The organism is Streptacidiphilus albus JL83 (genome assembly GCF_000744705.1).
GTDB classification, from domain to species: Bacteria; Actinomycetota; Actinomycetes; order Streptomycetales; family Streptomycetaceae; genus Streptacidiphilus; species Streptacidiphilus albus.
This window is the reverse complement of sequence record NZ_JQML01000001.1, coordinates 8,592,321-8,606,799: the sequence shown is the minus strand read 5'-3', so window position 1 is coordinate 8,606,799 and position 14,479 is coordinate 8,592,321. Positions and strand designations below refer to the sequence as shown.

Below are 14,479 nucleotides of genomic sequence, written 5' to 3'. Positions count from 1 at the left end.
ATTCCGGCGACCGGCAGGCCGCACAAGATCCCCCGCCCCGGCCGCCGGTCCCGCCCCGTGCCGTCGAGCAGGTGGAGCTCTCCCCATGGACCGAACCGAATCCCTTCCCGCCCCCGTCCGCCCGGACCTGGTCGCGCTGCTGCTCAGCGCGGCCGAGGCACCACCGGACTGGGCCCGAACGATCACCCCGCAGGCCCGACTGGACGCCGACCTGGCCCTGGACGAATGCGAACTGGCGACCCTGGGAAGTCTGTTGCTGGAGTGCTACGGCCCGGTGGCCGATCTCGCCGCGCTGCGCGGCCGACTGGACCTGGAGCAGCTGGCCGAACTGACCGTCGCCGACCTGCAGCGCGAGCTGCTGCCGCCCGGCGCGACCGGGCCCGGGCCCGCGACCGCGACCGCGACCGCCGTGACCGTGGGCGGGGCGGACCGGTGAGCCGCTTCCTGATCGTGGTCCCGCCGCTGGCCGGACACGTGCTGCCCGCCGCCGGCATCGGCCGGGAGCTCGCCGCTCGCGGCCACCGGGTCGCCTGGGCCGGTTCGGAGGCGGTGCTCCGGCCGCTGCTGGGCCCGGAGGCCGAGGTGCTGGGCACCGGCAGCCGGCTGCTGCGTCCCCAGGGCGGGCACGGCCTGGCCGCGTTGCGGTCGCTGTGGGAGAAGTTCATCGTCCCGTACGCCCGGTTCACCGAGAAGGCGCTGGACCGGGCCGTGCTGGAGTTCCGGCCCGACGTGGTGCTGGTCGACCAGCACACCCCGGCCGGGGCGATCGCCGCCCACCGGCACGGGATCGCCTGGGCGAGCCTCGCCCCGGGCGCGATGGAGCTGGGCCGCCCGTTCCGGGCGCTGCCGCAGGTCGAACGCTGGATGCTGGACCACCTCGGCGGGCTCTGGCAGCGGGCCGGGCTGCCGGCCGCCGGGTTCACCGACCCCCGCTTCTCCCCGGCGCTGGTGCTGGCGCTGACCGGACCCGCGCTGACCGGTCCCGATCCGTTCCCCGAGCACTTCGCACTGGTCGGGCCGGTGCTGACGGACCGTCCGGCCGTGCCCGGCTTCCCCTGGGACCGACTGGAGCCGGGCCGCCGCCGGATCCTGCTGACCATGGGCACCCTGGCCGACGGGGTCAGCGCCGACTTCCACCGACGGGCCCTGCGCGCGGTCGAGTTGTGCGGCACCGGTCCCGACCGGCCGCAACTGGTGGTGGCCGCAGCGCCCGAGCTGCTGCCCGGACTGCCGCCGGACGCCGTCGCGCTGGAGCGGGTGCCGATCCTGGAGCTGCTGCGCCGGGGGCAGGTGGACGCGGTGCTGTGCCACGGCGGGATGAACACCGTGGGCGAGTCGCTGAGCCACGGGGTCCCGGTGGTGGCCGCCCCGATCCGGCACGACCAGCCCTTCGTCGCCGCCCAGTTGGCGGCCTCCGGTGCGGGCCTGCGGGTGCCCTTCCCGCGGGTCGGTCCACCCGGCCTGGCAGTGGCCCTCCGGCGGGCGTTGGAGGACCCCGGGCTCCGGGCCGCGGCCGTCAGGGTGGGGGGCTCGCTGCGGGCGAACGGCGGCGCCGGTGCCGCCGTCGACCGACTGGAGGCGCTGGCGCCGGGGTCAGCGGCCGGAATTCCATTGGTCTAGGCCATTGTTTCCGAGGGGCCGCAGACCCTAGGGTTGCGCCCGGCACCCGACTTCCCCGGTGCCCCGGCGACCCATCCCCTCACGGGAGTTCTGGTTGATCGAGACCAAGGGCCTGCGTAAGTCCTACCAGTCCCGGAAAAACCGCCGATCCAACAGCGTCGACGCCGTCCGCGGCATCGACCTGGACGTCCCGGCGGGAGAGATATTCGGCTTCCTCGGCCCCAACGGCGCCGGGAAGACCACCACCCTGCGGATGCTGGCGACGCTGATCCGCCCGGACGGCGGCGCGGCCCGGATCGCCGGCGCCGACCTGTTCGCCGACCCGGCCGGCGTCCGCCGCCGGATCGGCTACGTCGCCCAGGGCGGCGGCACCACCGACGCCGCCAGCGCCCGCGAGGAGTTGGTGCTCCAGGCCCGGATGTACGGCAGCAGCAAGGCCGACGCCCAGCAGCAGACGGAGGGTGCGCTCAAGTCCTTCGACCTGGGCGACTTCGCCGACCGCCACTGCAGCACCTACTCCGGCGGGCAGCGCCGACGGGTGGACATCGCCCTCGGAGTGATCCACTCGCCGCGGGTGCTCTTCCTGGACGAGCCCACGGTCGGCCTCGACCCGCCCAGCCGCACCCAGGTCTGGGAGGAGGTCCGCCGGCTCCGGACCGAGGGCATGACCGTCTTCGTCACCACGCACTACCTGGACGAGGCCGACGCCCTGTGCGACCGGGTCGCCATCATCGACCAGGGCGGGATCGTCGCCGAGGGCACCCCCGAGGCGCTGAAGCGGGAGATCTCCGGCGACGTGGTCCTGGTCGGCCTGACCGACCGGGAGTCCGGAGCCGAGGCCGTCGCCGGGGAGGCCCGCGCCGCCGAGGCCCTGCGCGGGGAGCCTTACCTGCACCGGCTGGAGCCGCAGGAGGGCGGCGGGCTGCGGCTGTACGTCGAGAACGGCGCGGCGGCGATCCCGCACCTGCTCCGCGCCCTGGAGGGGGCGGGAGTGGTCCCCAGCACGGTCCAGCTGCAGCGCCCCAGCCTGGACGACGTCTTCCTGGCCAGGACCGGCCGCTCGCTCCGGCAGCTCTGAGCCCCCGGCAGCCCCGACCTCCCGGCAGCCCCGAACCGCCCCGGCGCCCTCGTCACCCCTGTCACCCCTGTCACCCCTGAGGCAATCGAACGCAGAGGCCGAGATAGCGATGAAGCTTGCCCGCGACACCTGGCTCGTCTTCCAGCGGCAGCTGCTGCTGATGGCCCGCACGCCGGTCTGGATCGCCGTCGGAGTGATCCAGCCGCTGTTCTACCTGCTGCTCTTCGCTCCGCTGCTGAAGACCGTGCTCGCCCCGATGGGCGCGACCACCTACGCCGAGACCTACCAGATCTACGTGCCGGGACTGCTGGCCGTGCTGGTCATCTTCGGCGGTCTGTTCACCGGCTTCAGCCTGCTCGGCGAGTTGCGGGCGGGCATCGTCGAACGGTCCCGGGTCACCCCGGTCAGCCGGCTGGCGCTGCTGCTCGGGCGAGCCCTGCGCGAGGTGGTGGCGCTGCTGGTGCAGGCCGTCATCATCACCCTGCTGGCCCTGCCCTTCGGCCTGCGGGTGCAGCCGGTGGACCTGCTGCTGGCCTACCTGCTGCTGGCCCTGCTCGCGCTGATGACCTCGGCGATCTCCTACGGCATCGCGCTGATGGTCCCCAACGACTCCGCGCTGGCCCCGGTGGTGAACACCATGGCCCAGCCGATCGCCCTGCTCTCCGGGGTGCTGCTGCCGCTGGCGCTGGCCCCCGCCTGGCTGCGCGGCGTGGCCCGGTGGAACCCCTTCTACTGGGCCGTGCAGGGCATGCGGGCACTGTTCTCCGGCCACCCGGCCGACAGTTCGGTGTGGCAGAGCCTGCTGATCGTGGGGCTGCTGACCGTGGCCGCGGTGTTCTGGTCCGCCCGGCTGTTCTCGACCCGGGTGCGGTAGTGGCCCCGGGAACGCCGGAGGGGCCGTGCAGCGGCTGCACGGCCCCTCCGGCGTTCGCCCGTCGCCGGGGCCTGCCCGCTCAGCCCGCCTCGGTGAGCACGAACCGGGCCAACCTGGCGATCCCGGCCGTTATCTGAACCGGCGTCAAGGAGGAGCAGGAGAGCCGCAGTCGGCGCTCTCCGCCGCCGTCCGGATAGAAGTCGCCCATCGGCGTCCAGAGCACCCCGTGATCGCGGGCGCAGCGCTCCAGCGCCGCCGTGTCGGCGGCGAAGGGCACCTCCAGGACGGCGAAGAAGCCGCCCTCCGGCCGGTTCCAGCGGATGCCCAGCCGGGTCCGCAGCGGCTCGGGGAAGTGCCGCTCCAGCGCCTGCAGGAGGGTGTCCATATTGGCCGCGTAGAAGGCCGTGGCGCGGGCGTTGGCCCGGCGCAGCCGGCAGTCGTTCCGCAGCAGCATCCCGCCGATCACGGCCTGGCTGAGCGCCGGGGTGTTGACCGTCGTCATGCTCTTGAGCTTGGCGAGTTCGTCGGCCAGCAGCGAGCGGCGGCCGTCCGCCGCCAGCACCTCCTGGTCGGCGACCACGTAGCCGAGCCGGGCCCCGGGGAAGCAGGTCTTGGCGAAGGAGCCGAGGTAGACCACCCGCCGGTCCCGGTCGAGCCGCTTCAGGGTGGGCCGTTCGCCGGGCTCGCGGGCGAAGAATCCGTAGGGGTTGTCCTCGATCACCAGCAGCCCCTCCTCGGCCGCGACCTCCAGCAGCCGGCTGCGGGCCGGGACCGGCATGCTGGCGCCGGAGGGGTTGGCGAAGTCCGGGACCACGTAGAGCGCCCGGGGCCGGCCGCCGCCCGCCCGGACCGCGCGGGCCGCCGCCGCGACCGCCTCCGGCTCCGGTCCGCCCAGGGGCCCCTCGGGGACCGGGACCACGGTCAGGTCGAGCAGCCGCGCCGCACCGGTGACCCCGACGTAGCAGGGCGCGCTGACCAGCAGGACGTCCTCGGGGGTGGCGCAGAGGGCCCGGAGCACCAGCAGCATGGCCTCCTGGGCCCCGACCGTGAGCACCAGCGACTCGGCCGGTACCTCCAGGCCCTCGTCATTGGCCAGGGTGCGGGCCACCAGGTCGGCGACGATGCCCTTGGTGGGCCCGTACTGGAACAGCGCGCCGCGGATCTGCTCCCTCGTCAGGCCGCGCTCGCGCAGGTGCTCCAGATAGGCGTCCAGGTGGCCGTGGATGTCCTCGGGCTCGAAGAAGCCCTCGTAGGGGCGGCCGGGCGCGAAGGAGAGGGCGTCCGGGAAGCGTGAGACGACCTCGTTCAGGAAGGTCATCGCGTCGAGCAGCGGATCGGAGAGCGAGCCGTGCAGATCGCCCAGGAGCAGCGGAACGGGCGCGGGCGATCCGGTGGTGGCCGGGGAGGGCGGGGCGTCGGGCAGGGCGTCGGTCCGGGGGCCGGTCATCGCCGGGCCTCGGCCGGGGTCAGGGTGTGGAGGGGCGGCGCGCCCGTGCGTGCGCGCTGCTCCCGCACGGCGAGGGCCTGAGGGTGGAGGGGCATGGTTGTCTGGTCCACCTGTTCTGGGTTCGGGCGCGTCGGAGGGCGGGCGCAGCTGGGCTCGGGTGCCGCGGGGGCGGCGGGTCAGCGGTCGGCTTCGACGTAGATGGTCTCGTCGGTGCGGAAGGCGGTGTCCAGGTCGGCGACGTCAGGGCGGACGCCCTGACGGTAGCCGCAGGAGCGGATCGCCGCCAGGTCGAACCCGGCCAGGCCGAGGACGTGCCGCAGTTCGTCCAGGTCGTAGATCCACTGGTGCCCGAAGTAGCGGAAGATCTGGTTGACCAGGAAGGCCTTGCGCTCGGGCATCGGCGGGCCGAAGCCCAGCATGCCGAGCCGGCGCCGGTGCCGGGCCAGGAAGCCGTCCTCGGTGACATAGCCGTTCAGGTAGCGGGCCAGGTCGGGGGTGGTGATCCGGAGCACGCCGCCGGGGCGCAGCACCCGCCGGGCCTCGCGCAGCCAGCCGACCGCGACCGGCAGGGTGACGTGCTCGATCAGGTGCTCGGCGTAGACCCAGTCGACGCTGGCGTCGGCGAAGGGCAGCGGCTCGGAGATGTCGAGCTGGGTGAAGCAGCGGTCGCCGTCGACCCGGTAGAGCGTCCCGGGTCGGCTGGCATTGGTCCCGTCGGCGCTGCGGAGCACCGCCAGGTCGGTGCCCAGGCCCTCCGGGTGGGCGGTCCTGAAGGCCGCGAACTCGATCCCGGTGAGTCCGAGGGCCAGGAAGTCGTCCCGGTCGTACGGCACGCTCTCGGCCGTCGCTTCCAACTTCTCGCAGCCGGCCACTCGTTCGCTGAAGGCGTCGAGTTCACGGGCGAGGCCGTCGGGGTCGTCCCAGTCCCAGCCGGGGAATGCGTCCCGCTTGGTCATCTCTGGCGTTCCGTCCTCTGTGTCGGTGGTGGTACGGCTGTGGCGGCGGCCGGAGTCGGCGCGCCGCGGTCCTGGTCGGTCGGCCAGGGGCGCCCAACAGGGCTATCGCGGTTTCGAGTGCGGCCCGCAGCAGCTCCAGCACGGCGGTCACGCCCGCAGCCCCGCCAGTGGCGAGGTCCCGGAGGGCAGGTCGGCCGACCTGGACGGCACGGACTCCGAGGGCGAGGACGGTGTCGGCGCCGCTGCGCACCCCGCCGTCGAGCAGCGCGGGAATGTGCGGAGGCAGCGCGGCGGCCACCTCTGGGGGACAGGCCCGTGCCGAGCGCTCGAACTCCGGAAGTGCGAACGGTGCCATCGGTCCCCATTCCCGGACGGCCGCGCTCGGGCAGGTCCCGACGGGTCAGCGTAGGAGGTCTGGACCACATTGGTATAGACCTTGATTTGACGGTTCGTCTGTGCAAGTCTCTGCATTCGGAATTGACCGCACTGCTTGTGAACCGACGTCCATATTTCCCTCCTCGATGCGTGGAGTGGCGTTGAACGGCTTTTCTGCCCCTCCCCCCTTTCCCGCCCTGGCCCCCGAAGGCTGGGTGGAGCTGTTCCTCCTGGCCGGCCCCGGCGACGAGGCGTGTCTGCGCTTCGAGGCGCCCGTCGCCCGCAGCGCACTGCGGCGGCTGGTCGCCGACGAGCGCGGCCGCCTGGCCGCGGCCGGCCTGGCGCCCGGTGGGACCGTCGCCCTGCGGCTCCCGCCCTCGCTGGGCTTCGTCGTCTCGCTGCTCGCCGCCTGGCAGCAGGAGTCCCAGGTCATGCTCCTGGACCACCGGCTGACGGACCACGAGACGGGACTCGCGCTCGACCGGCTGCAGCCACAGGTCCTGGTCCAGTCGGCGCACCGCCCCTCGGCGACGCTCCGCGGCTTCGCCGAGGTGACCCCGGTCGCCCTGGCGCGACCGGAGGGGCTACCGGCCCGGACCCCGCACTCACTGATCCAGCTGAGCTCGGGCTCCACCGGCCCGTCCAAGGTGATCGGCCGCACCGCCACCGACCTGCTCCGCGAACTCGACTGCTACGCAAGGCTCAAGGACTTCCCCGGCGAGGGCGAGCGGGTCGTGCTGCTCTCCTCGGTCGTGCACGTCCTCGGACTGGTCGGCGGGCTGCTGAACAGCCTGTACTCGCGGGCGCCGCTGAGCGTCCCGGAGCGGATGACCGCTGCGGGCATCCTGGCGGCCGTCGCCGCGGACGACCGGCCCACCACCCTGATCGGGGTGCCGTTCCACGCCGAACTCCTGGCCGGGGTCCAGGCGCCGCCGCCGCTGCCGCAGTTGCGACGCATGATCGTCGCCGGGGAACTGGTCCGGCCGACCCTGCCGGCCGCCTTCGCCGCCCGCTACGGCGTTCCCCTGGGCACCATGTACGGGATGACCGAGACCGGCGTCATCGCCACCGACCTGAGCGGCAGCCGGCACCCCCGGGTGGAACCGGTCAACGGGATGCACCTCCGGCTGCAGAAGGGCGAGTTGGACATCCGCACCGAAGCCTCGCCCTACCCGGGCGGCGCCGACTCCGGCCGCTGGTCCGACGGCTGGCTGCACACCAGGGACGCGGCGGCGCTGGACCCCGGCACCGGACTGCTCACCGTGCTCGGCCGCCGCGACTCACAGGTCTCGGTCGGCGGGCTGAAGGTCGACCTGACCGAGGTCGAGCAGACCCTCGCCGCGCTCCCCGAGGTGCACGAGGCCGTGGTGGTCCTCACCGGCGGCGTCATCGAGGCCTACCTGGCCGCCGAACCCGGAGCCGAGCCGGCCGCCATCCACGAGCAGCTGGCCCGGCAGTTGGCGGCGTACAAACGCCCGCGCCGCCTCGTCCTCCTGCCCGCACTGCCCCGCACCGCCACCGGCAAGCTGCTGCGCGACCCGAGCGGGCTCCGGTCCGCCGCCGAGGCCGCAGCCACGCCGGCCGCTCGCTGAGCCCTCCGTACCGCACCGCCCCCGCACCGCACCGCCCCGCACCCGCACCCGCACCCGCACCGGAATCCGGCACCTCCGCACCGCACCGGCCGCCCGGCCGGCGGCCGGTGCTGCCCGATTCCCGCGCCCCGTTCCCGCCCGAGCACGTCCGATCACCGCACAAGGAGCTGACCATGCAGGACCGGATCCGCGAATTCGTCCTCACCGCGCTGGCCGAGATGAACTACGACGTCTCCGAGGTCACCGGCGACACCGACCTCGGGCCCGCCGGGCTCGACCTGGAATCCCTGGCCCTGGCCGACCTCTCGGTCCAGGTCGAGGACGAGTACGGGGTCAAGTTCGACCTCGACGACATGGAGGGCACCGCACTGATGACCCTCGACGAGTTCACCAAGGACGTCGCCGCCCGGATCGCCTCCGCCTCGGCCACCGCCGGGAGCGCTGCGTGAGCCTGCCCCCGGGCCGGGCCGACGTCCTGCGGATGCTCGCCGCCTTCGGCGACCGCTCCCCCGAGAGTGTTCCCGAGGAACTCGGCTCCCTTGAACTCACCTGGCTCATAGCCGAATTCGAGCAGCAGTACGGAGTGGAGGCAGAGCTGTCCGACGACCGTCTCGACGCGGTCCGCAGCGTCGACGACGCGGTCGAGCTGCTGCGCGAGGCCTGCCTCGCCGCAGTCGGCTCCGGGGCCGACACCGGCGCCGACCCTGGAGCCGCGCGGTCATGAGCAGTCACGCGCCACCACGCGCCCGACCCGTGGTGACCGGTCTCGGAGTCCGCAGCGCCTGCGGCCACGGCATCGACCCGCTGGCGGCAGCGGTCGGCCTGGGCACACCGGCGTTCGACACCGTGACCCGCTTCGACACCGGCGGTCGGCGGACCCACCGGGCCGCCCTCCTGCCCGACCCGCCGCAGCTCGCGGACGCGGTGCTCGACGTCATCGATGAGGCCTGGCGGCAGGCCGATCCGGAGGACGCCGACACCACCCCGCTGCTGCTCGCCCTGCACAGCGACCTCAACACCCGGGCGGTGGCGGACCGGGTCGGCGAGGCGACATCCACCCGTCGGGGCCTCGGCGGCGTCACCCGCGTCTACACCGGCGCCTGTGTCGCCTCCGGAACCGCGGTGGCCGACGCCGCGGCCCTGGTCTCCGCCGGACACCGGAGCCGGGTGCTGGTCGCCGCCGGGCACCTGGTGGGGCCCGGCGTCTTCGCGGCCTTCGACGCCGGCCGGGCACTCGCCCGCGACGGTTCCCTACGACCCTTCAGCGCCGGACGCACCGGCACCCTGCTCGGGGACGCGGCCGTGGCCGTGGTCATCGAGGACGAGGCGGCGGCCGAGCGGCGCGGGGCACCGGTCCTGGCCCGGATCGCCGGCTGGGGCCGGTCCGGCGACGCGCACCACGTCTGCCGTCCGGCACCCGACGGCAGGGCCCTGGCCCTGGCCGCCGAATCCGCGCTCGCCCGGGCGGGCGTCGCGCCGGAGGAGGTCGGCTACGTCAACGCGGGCGGCACCGGCTCGCCGCTGGCGGACCGGGCCGAGGCCGCCGCCCTGCACCGGGCCTTCGGACGACATACCGGCCGACTGCCCGTCAGCTCCAGCAAGTCCGTGCACGGGCATGCGCTCGAAGCCTCGGCGCTGCTCGAACTCGCGGTCACCATCTCGGCGTTGTCGAGCGGTCTGCTCCCGGTCAACGCCGGCTGGCTCGGTCCCGACCCGGACTGCGGCCTCGACCTGGTACTGGAGGGGCCGCGCGAAGCCCACCCCCGCTACGCGCTCAGCCTCAACTCGGCCTTCGGCGGCGCCAACACGGCGCTCCTGGTGGCCGCCCCATGACCACCGCCACCGCAGTCCGCGTCCTGGCCCGCGGCGGCTGGCCCGAACCCGGTGACACCGAACTGCCCCCGCTGGCCGGGTTCACCGCCTCGTCGTTCAGCCCGCTGGTGGCAGTGGCGGCCGAGCGCTGCCTCCGGACCCACCTGGGCCCGGACCGACCGGTGCCGCCCGCACCGACCAGGACGGCGCTGCTGCTCGCCAGCAGCAGCGGCGACCGAGCCACCGCCCGTGCCATCGACACCGCGGCCGCCTCCGGCGGACGGGTGCCGCCGCTGCTCTTCTTCCAGTCCAATCCCAACGCCGTGCTGGGGCACCTCGCCGCCCGCTGGCAGCTCACCGGCCCGGTGGTGGCCGTCGCCCCGACGACACCCGCCGTCCCCGGCGAACTCCCGGTCGACGCCCTCGAACTGGCAGCACTGCTGCTCGCGGACGGCGACGCCGACCAGGTGCTGGTGATCTCCGCCGAGCAGACCGAGGACCGCCGGTGCCCCGACCGGGCCGTGGCCGCCCTCCTCGCCAGGGCCTGACCCGGGCCGCCGCCCTGCCTCCGCACCATCCCGTTCTGCCATGTTCCGCCATGCAATGCCAGGGCACGCCAGGGATCGTTCCGGCCTGCCCGGACACTCCCCAACCCTGACCGATCCACTCCGACCGACCGACCGTGACCGACACCGCCGTGGGAGGGACCCGCCGCCATGAGTATCCGTAGTATCCGTGCCCTGCTGGCAGACGACCCGGAGGTCGGCGCAGCCAATGTGCTCACCCGCCGGATCGCCCTGGGCCTGGGCCTGGACGAACCGCTGCTGACCTTCGACACGCCGGTGGACGGTCACCCCGCCTGGTTCCCGTTCACCCTGCGCCAGTTGGACCGCGCCGTCCGGGCGCGCGCAGCGGCACTGCACGCACTCGGGGTCGCTCCCCGTGATCCGATTGTAGTGTACACGACTAGCGCCGCGGATCACGTACTCTCCTTCCTCGCGTTGGCCCGGATCGGCGCGATCCCGGCACTGCTCAACCCGAACCTCGACGGCGAGCGCGCCGCCCGCTACATCCGCCGGCTCGACGCCGTGGGCATCCTGACCGACCCCGCCCACGCCGACCTGCTCGCCGAGCACGATCCCGGCGCGCCGCTGCTCCCGCCGGTCGGCTCGCTCGGCTCGGACGCCGACCCGGACAGCGCCCCGGCGCCCTACCCGCACTGGTCCGAGGACCCGGTCGCGATCACCCACTCCTCCGGCACCACCGGCCTGCCCAAAGCCGTGCTGCACTCGCACGCGAGCCTCTACGCCGCCATCCGCCACCGGCTCGCCCTGCCGCGTCCGCAGGGCTCCGAGCGGATGCTCAGCGCCCTGCCGGCCCCGCACGCGGCCACCCTGATCGCGGTCAACCTCGCCCTCAGCACCCAGGCGGAGATCGCCCTGCTGTCCGAGCAGTCGGGGGCCGCGGTCCTGGACGCCATCGAGCGCTGGGAGCCGCGCGGGGTCATCGGCTTCGCCGCCACCTGGTCCGACCTCGCCCGGCACGATCTGGGCGCCCGCCGGCTCGACAGCGTCGCGCTCTGGTGGAACACCGGGGACTGCGCGCACGAGGCCCACATCCGCCGGCTGATCGCGGCCGGCTCCCGCGAGACGGTCACCCGCGCCGGGCGCACCCGGGTCCCCGGCTCGCTCTTCGTGGACGGCCTCGGCTCCACCGAGATGGGCCATTCGCACTTCTTCATCACCCACGGTCCCGGGACCGAGCGCTACGGCCGCTGCATCGGCCGACCGCACGCCTTCGTCGACTGCGCGGTGCTCGGCCCCGACGGCGAGGCGCTCGGCGACGGCCAGGTGGGCGAGCTCGGCACCCGCTCCCCCACCCTGGCCCTGGGCTACTGGAACGACTCGGCCACCACCCACCGGACCCGGGTCCGCGGCTACTTCCTCACCGGCGACCTGGTCTTCCGCGACCCGGAGGGCTACTACTACCACGTCGACCGGGCCGTCGACTCGGTCCGGCTCGGCGACGGCGGACGGCTGTTCACCGCGATGTCGGAGGAGCGGGTGCTGGCCAGCTGCCCCGACATCCTGGAGTGCACCGTGGTCGCCTTCCGCGACGGCGAGCGGGTGGTCACCGACGTCCTGCTGCAGCTCCACCCGGGCGCCGATCCGGACGCCGACCGGACCGAGGAGGTGACGGCGGCCCTCGACGGGCCCACCGCCGCCACCGTCCGCCAGGTCCTGGTGGTACCCGCCGACCGGATCCCGCTCGGCCCGACCGGCAAGGTCCGCAAGGTGCTGCTCCGTCAGCAGCACCTCGAAGCCGTGACCACGTCCCCCTCCGGCGCAGTGCCGTCCGCCGCTCTGGTCGCCTCATGAGCCGCGCCGTGGGCCGGGCCGCCGTGGTGACCGGGATCGGCCTGGTCACCCCGCTGGGCCGGAAGCCCGGCGAGTTCTTCGACGCGCTGACCGCCGGTCGCTGCGGGATCACCGCGCCGGTCGAGGGCCATCCGGCCCACGGCTGGCTGGAGGCGGCCGGCGTGGCCCCGGCCATCGACGGCAGCGAGGTGCTGCCGCCGAAGGAGACCCGCTGCGTGGACCGCTTCGTCCTGCTCGCCCTCGCGGCCGCGGACGACGCCCTCGCCGACGCCGGGATCGTGGTCGGCCGGGACACCGACCCGCACCGCACCGCCGTGGTGCTGGCGACCGGCGGCGGCGGACTGCAGACCTTCGAACAGCAGTCGCACCGAAGGCTGGAACGCGGTCGCCCCGGCGTCAGTCCCTACCTCCTGCCCGGCATGCTCTCCAATATGGCGACCGCCCGGATCGCCATCAAACACGGTATCCGGGGCTTCAGTTCCACCATCGTCACCGCCTGCGCCGCCGGGGCCCAGGCCGTCGCCGAGGGGCTGCGGCTGATCCGGGCCGGCGAGGCCGACGTGGTGGTCTGCGGCGGCACCGAGTCCTCGCTGCACCCGACCATCGCCGCCGCCTTCACCAACTCCCGGGCCCTGGCCCAGGGCTGGTCCGATCCGGAGCAGTCCAGCCGGCCCTTCGACAGCCGCCGGAACGGCTTCGTCCTGGGTGAGGGCAGCGCCGTGCTGGTGCTCGAATGCGCCGCCCACGCCGAGGCCAGGGGCGCGGCCGGCTACGCCGACCTCACCGGCTGGGGCGCCTCCACCGATGCCCACCACCCGACCATGCCCCGTCCCGACGGCGAGGGCGCGGCCGACGCGATGCGCGCGGCGCTGTCCTCGGCCGGGCTGGCCCCGGCCGAGATCGGCTATGTCAACGCCCACGGCACCGGCACCAAGCTGGGCGACACCGCCGAGGCCTCGGCGCTGCGCGCGGTCTTCGGCGGCGGGCAGCCGGCCGTCAGCTCCACCAAGGGCGCCACCGGCCATCTGCTGGGCGCGGCCGGGGCGGTCGAGGCGGCGGTGACCGTCCTGGCGCTGTCCCGGGGCCTGCTGCCGCCGACGCTCAACCTGGAGAGCCCCGACCCGGCCTGCGACCTGGACCACGTCCGGGGGCCGGCCAGGGCGGTCGCGCCGGGGGCCGCGCTCTCCAACTCCTTCGCCTTCGGCGGCCACAACCTCAGCCTGGTCTTCGGTCCGGCGTCCACCAGCACCAGCAGGCACCCAGCAACAGCCGACCAGTCCGGGGAGCTCCGTTGACCGTCCAGGGCATCACCCATGTCGAATTCCACTGCGCGGACGCCGAGGCGTACGCCACCGAACTCGTCACCGGCCTCGGCTTCGACCACGACCCGGCCGAGCGGGACGGCGGGCCGGACGCCCCGCCCGGGGTGCATCGCGTCCACCTCCGCCAGGGCGGCATCCGGATCACGCTCAGCTCGGCCCTGCGCGCGGACCATCCGGTGGCGGAGTTCGTCCGGCGGCACGGCGACGGCGTCGCGGTGATCGCGCTGGGCTGCACCGACCCGGCGGCCTCGCTGGCCCGGGCCCTCCGGCACGGGGCCCGCGAACTCGGCGAGCCGGGGCTCATCGCCGGCTTCGGCGACGTCGCGCTGCGCCTGGTCCCGGACACGGACACCCCGGACACGGACACCCCCGACGCGGCCGGGCCGGCCGGGGACGCCCCGGCCGACCCGCTGCTCGAACTCCTCGACCACGTGGCCGTCTGCGTGCCCTCGGGCGAGCTCGCCCCGGCGGTGCAGTTCTGCGAGGCGGCACTGGGCCTCGAACGGATCTTCGGCGACTACATCGAGGTCGGCGCCCAGGCGATGGACTCCAGCGTGGTGCAGAGCCCCTCCGGCCGGGTGACCTTCACCCTGCTGGAGCCCGACACCGCACGTCAGCCCGGCCAGATCGACACCTTCCTCGACGCCAACGCCGGTCCCGGGGTGCAGCACCTGGCCTTCGGCACCGCCGACATCGCCGGGGCGGTGCGCACCCTCAGGGCGCGCGGCGTCGGGTTCCTCCGCACCCCCGGCGCCTACTACGACGGGCTGGCCGCCCGCCTGGGGGAGACCGCCATCCCGTTGCCCACCCTCCGCGAGCTGGACCTGCTGGTCGACCAGGACCACGGGGGCCAGCTGTTCCAGATATTCGCCCGCTCGACCCACCCCAGGGGCACCTTCTTCCTGGAGCTGGTCGAGCGCCGGGGCGCCGGCAGCTTCGGCACCAACAACATCAAGGCGCTGTACGAGGCCGTCGAGCGGCAGCACGCCGACGCACCCCGAGCCCAGCCCCAGCCCGCGTAGCGG

At 74.3% G+C, this 14,479-nt stretch carries 15 protein-coding genes; 12 read left to right on the top strand and 3 right to left on the bottom strand.

Annotated elements, in window-relative coordinates; all coding sequences use genetic code 11:
* The first annotated feature begins 85 nt into the window (after window positions 1-85).
* From BS75_RS37415 to BS75_RS37400, 4 genes are all read left to right on the top strand, one after another.
* Window positions 86-436: a hypothetical protein gene (locus BS75_RS37415; RefSeq protein ID WP_034091402.1), complete on the top strand. Its 351-nt coding sequence runs from the start codon at window positions 86-88 to the stop codon at window positions 434-436.
* Window positions 433-1,620, top strand: a complete 1,188-nt coding sequence (locus tag BS75_RS37410; protein WP_034091401.1) for a glycosyltransferase — start codon at window positions 433-435, stop codon at window positions 1,618-1,620. The genes BS75_RS37415 and BS75_RS37410 overlap by 4 nt, the downstream gene beginning before the upstream one ends.
* A gap of 94 nt (window positions 1,621-1,714) precedes the next feature.
* Window positions 1,715-2,698: a daunorubicin resistance protein DrrA family ABC transporter ATP-binding protein gene (locus tag BS75_RS37405; RefSeq protein WP_034091400.1), complete on the top strand. Its 984-nt coding sequence runs from the start codon at window positions 1,715-1,717 to the stop codon at window positions 2,696-2,698.
* Window positions 2,699-2,807: 109 nt separating this feature from the next.
* On the top strand, window positions 2,808-3,572 hold the full coding sequence (locus tag BS75_RS37400) for an ABC transporter permease (RefSeq protein WP_034091399.1): 765 nt from the start codon (window positions 2,808-2,810) through the stop codon (window positions 3,570-3,572).
* 79 nt (window positions 3,573-3,651) lie between these two features.
* On the opposite strand, the gene BS75_RS37395 is transcribed toward BS75_RS37400, so the two are convergent.
* The 3 genes from BS75_RS37395 to BS75_RS47315 form a co-directional block, all read right to left on the bottom strand.
* A complete protein-coding gene (locus BS75_RS37395) occupies window positions 3,652-5,019 on the bottom strand; it encodes an aminotransferase-like domain-containing protein (RefSeq protein WP_034091398.1) in 1,368 nt (455 codons plus the stop codon).
* A gap of 176 nt (window positions 5,020-5,195) precedes the next feature.
* A complete protein-coding gene (locus BS75_RS37390) occupies window positions 5,196-5,975 on the bottom strand; it encodes a class I SAM-dependent methyltransferase (protein ID WP_034091397.1) in 780 nt (259 codons plus the stop codon).
* Window positions 5,914-6,330: an alpha-hydroxy-acid oxidizing protein gene (locus BS75_RS47315; RefSeq protein ID WP_081983008.1), complete on the bottom strand. Its 417-nt coding sequence runs from the start codon at window positions 6,328-6,330 to the stop codon at window positions 5,914-5,916. Before BS75_RS47315 ends, BS75_RS37390 begins: the two co-directional genes overlap by 62 nt.
* A 175-nt stretch (window positions 6,331-6,505) precedes the next feature.
* Between BS75_RS47315 and BS75_RS37385 the strand changes: the two genes are divergently transcribed.
* The 8 genes from BS75_RS37385 to hppD all read left to right on the top strand — a co-directional run bounded on the left by BS75_RS37385 (window position 6,506) and on the right by hppD (window position 14,476).
* Window positions 6,506-7,942 carry a class I adenylate-forming enzyme family protein gene (locus BS75_RS37385; protein ID WP_408022575.1) on the top strand — a complete coding sequence of 479 codons (1,437 nt, stop codon included), beginning with the start codon at window positions 6,506-6,508 and terminating at the stop codon, window positions 7,940-7,942.
* 173 nt (window positions 7,943-8,115) lie between these two features.
* Window positions 8,116-8,391, top strand: coding sequence for an acyl carrier protein (locus BS75_RS37380; protein WP_034091395.1), 276 nt, complete (start codon window positions 8,116-8,118; stop codon window positions 8,389-8,391).
* Window positions 8,388-8,666, top strand: a complete 279-nt coding sequence (locus tag BS75_RS37375) for an acyl carrier protein (protein WP_231608008.1) — start codon at window positions 8,388-8,390, stop codon at window positions 8,664-8,666. Before BS75_RS37380 ends, BS75_RS37375 begins: the two co-directional genes overlap by 4 nt.
* Window positions 8,663-9,775: a beta-ketoacyl-[acyl-carrier-protein] synthase family protein gene (locus BS75_RS37370; protein WP_042437845.1), complete on the top strand. Its 1,113-nt coding sequence runs from the start codon at window positions 8,663-8,665 to the stop codon at window positions 9,773-9,775. Before BS75_RS37375 ends, BS75_RS37370 begins: the two co-directional genes overlap by 4 nt.
* Window positions 9,772-10,302, top strand: coding sequence for a hypothetical protein (locus BS75_RS37365; RefSeq protein ID WP_034091393.1), 531 nt, complete (start codon window positions 9,772-9,774; stop codon window positions 10,300-10,302). Before BS75_RS37370 ends, BS75_RS37365 begins: the two co-directional genes overlap by 4 nt.
* A gap of 168 nt (window positions 10,303-10,470) precedes the next feature.
* Window positions 10,471-12,132, top strand: coding sequence for a class I adenylate-forming enzyme family protein (locus BS75_RS37360; protein ID WP_034091392.1), 1,662 nt, complete (start codon window positions 10,471-10,473; stop codon window positions 12,130-12,132).
* Window positions 12,129-13,427, top strand: a complete 1,299-nt coding sequence (locus tag BS75_RS37355) for a beta-ketoacyl-[acyl-carrier-protein] synthase family protein (RefSeq protein ID WP_034091391.1) — start codon at window positions 12,129-12,131, stop codon at window positions 13,425-13,427. The genes BS75_RS37360 and BS75_RS37355 overlap by 4 nt, the downstream gene beginning before the upstream one ends.
* Window positions 13,424-14,476: a 4-hydroxyphenylpyruvate dioxygenase gene (gene hppD, locus BS75_RS37350; RefSeq protein WP_034091390.1), complete on the top strand. Its 1,053-nt coding sequence runs from the start codon at window positions 13,424-13,426 to the stop codon at window positions 14,474-14,476. The genes BS75_RS37355 and hppD overlap by 4 nt, the downstream gene beginning before the upstream one ends.
* The last annotated feature ends 3 nt before the right edge of the window (window positions 14,477-14,479 follow it).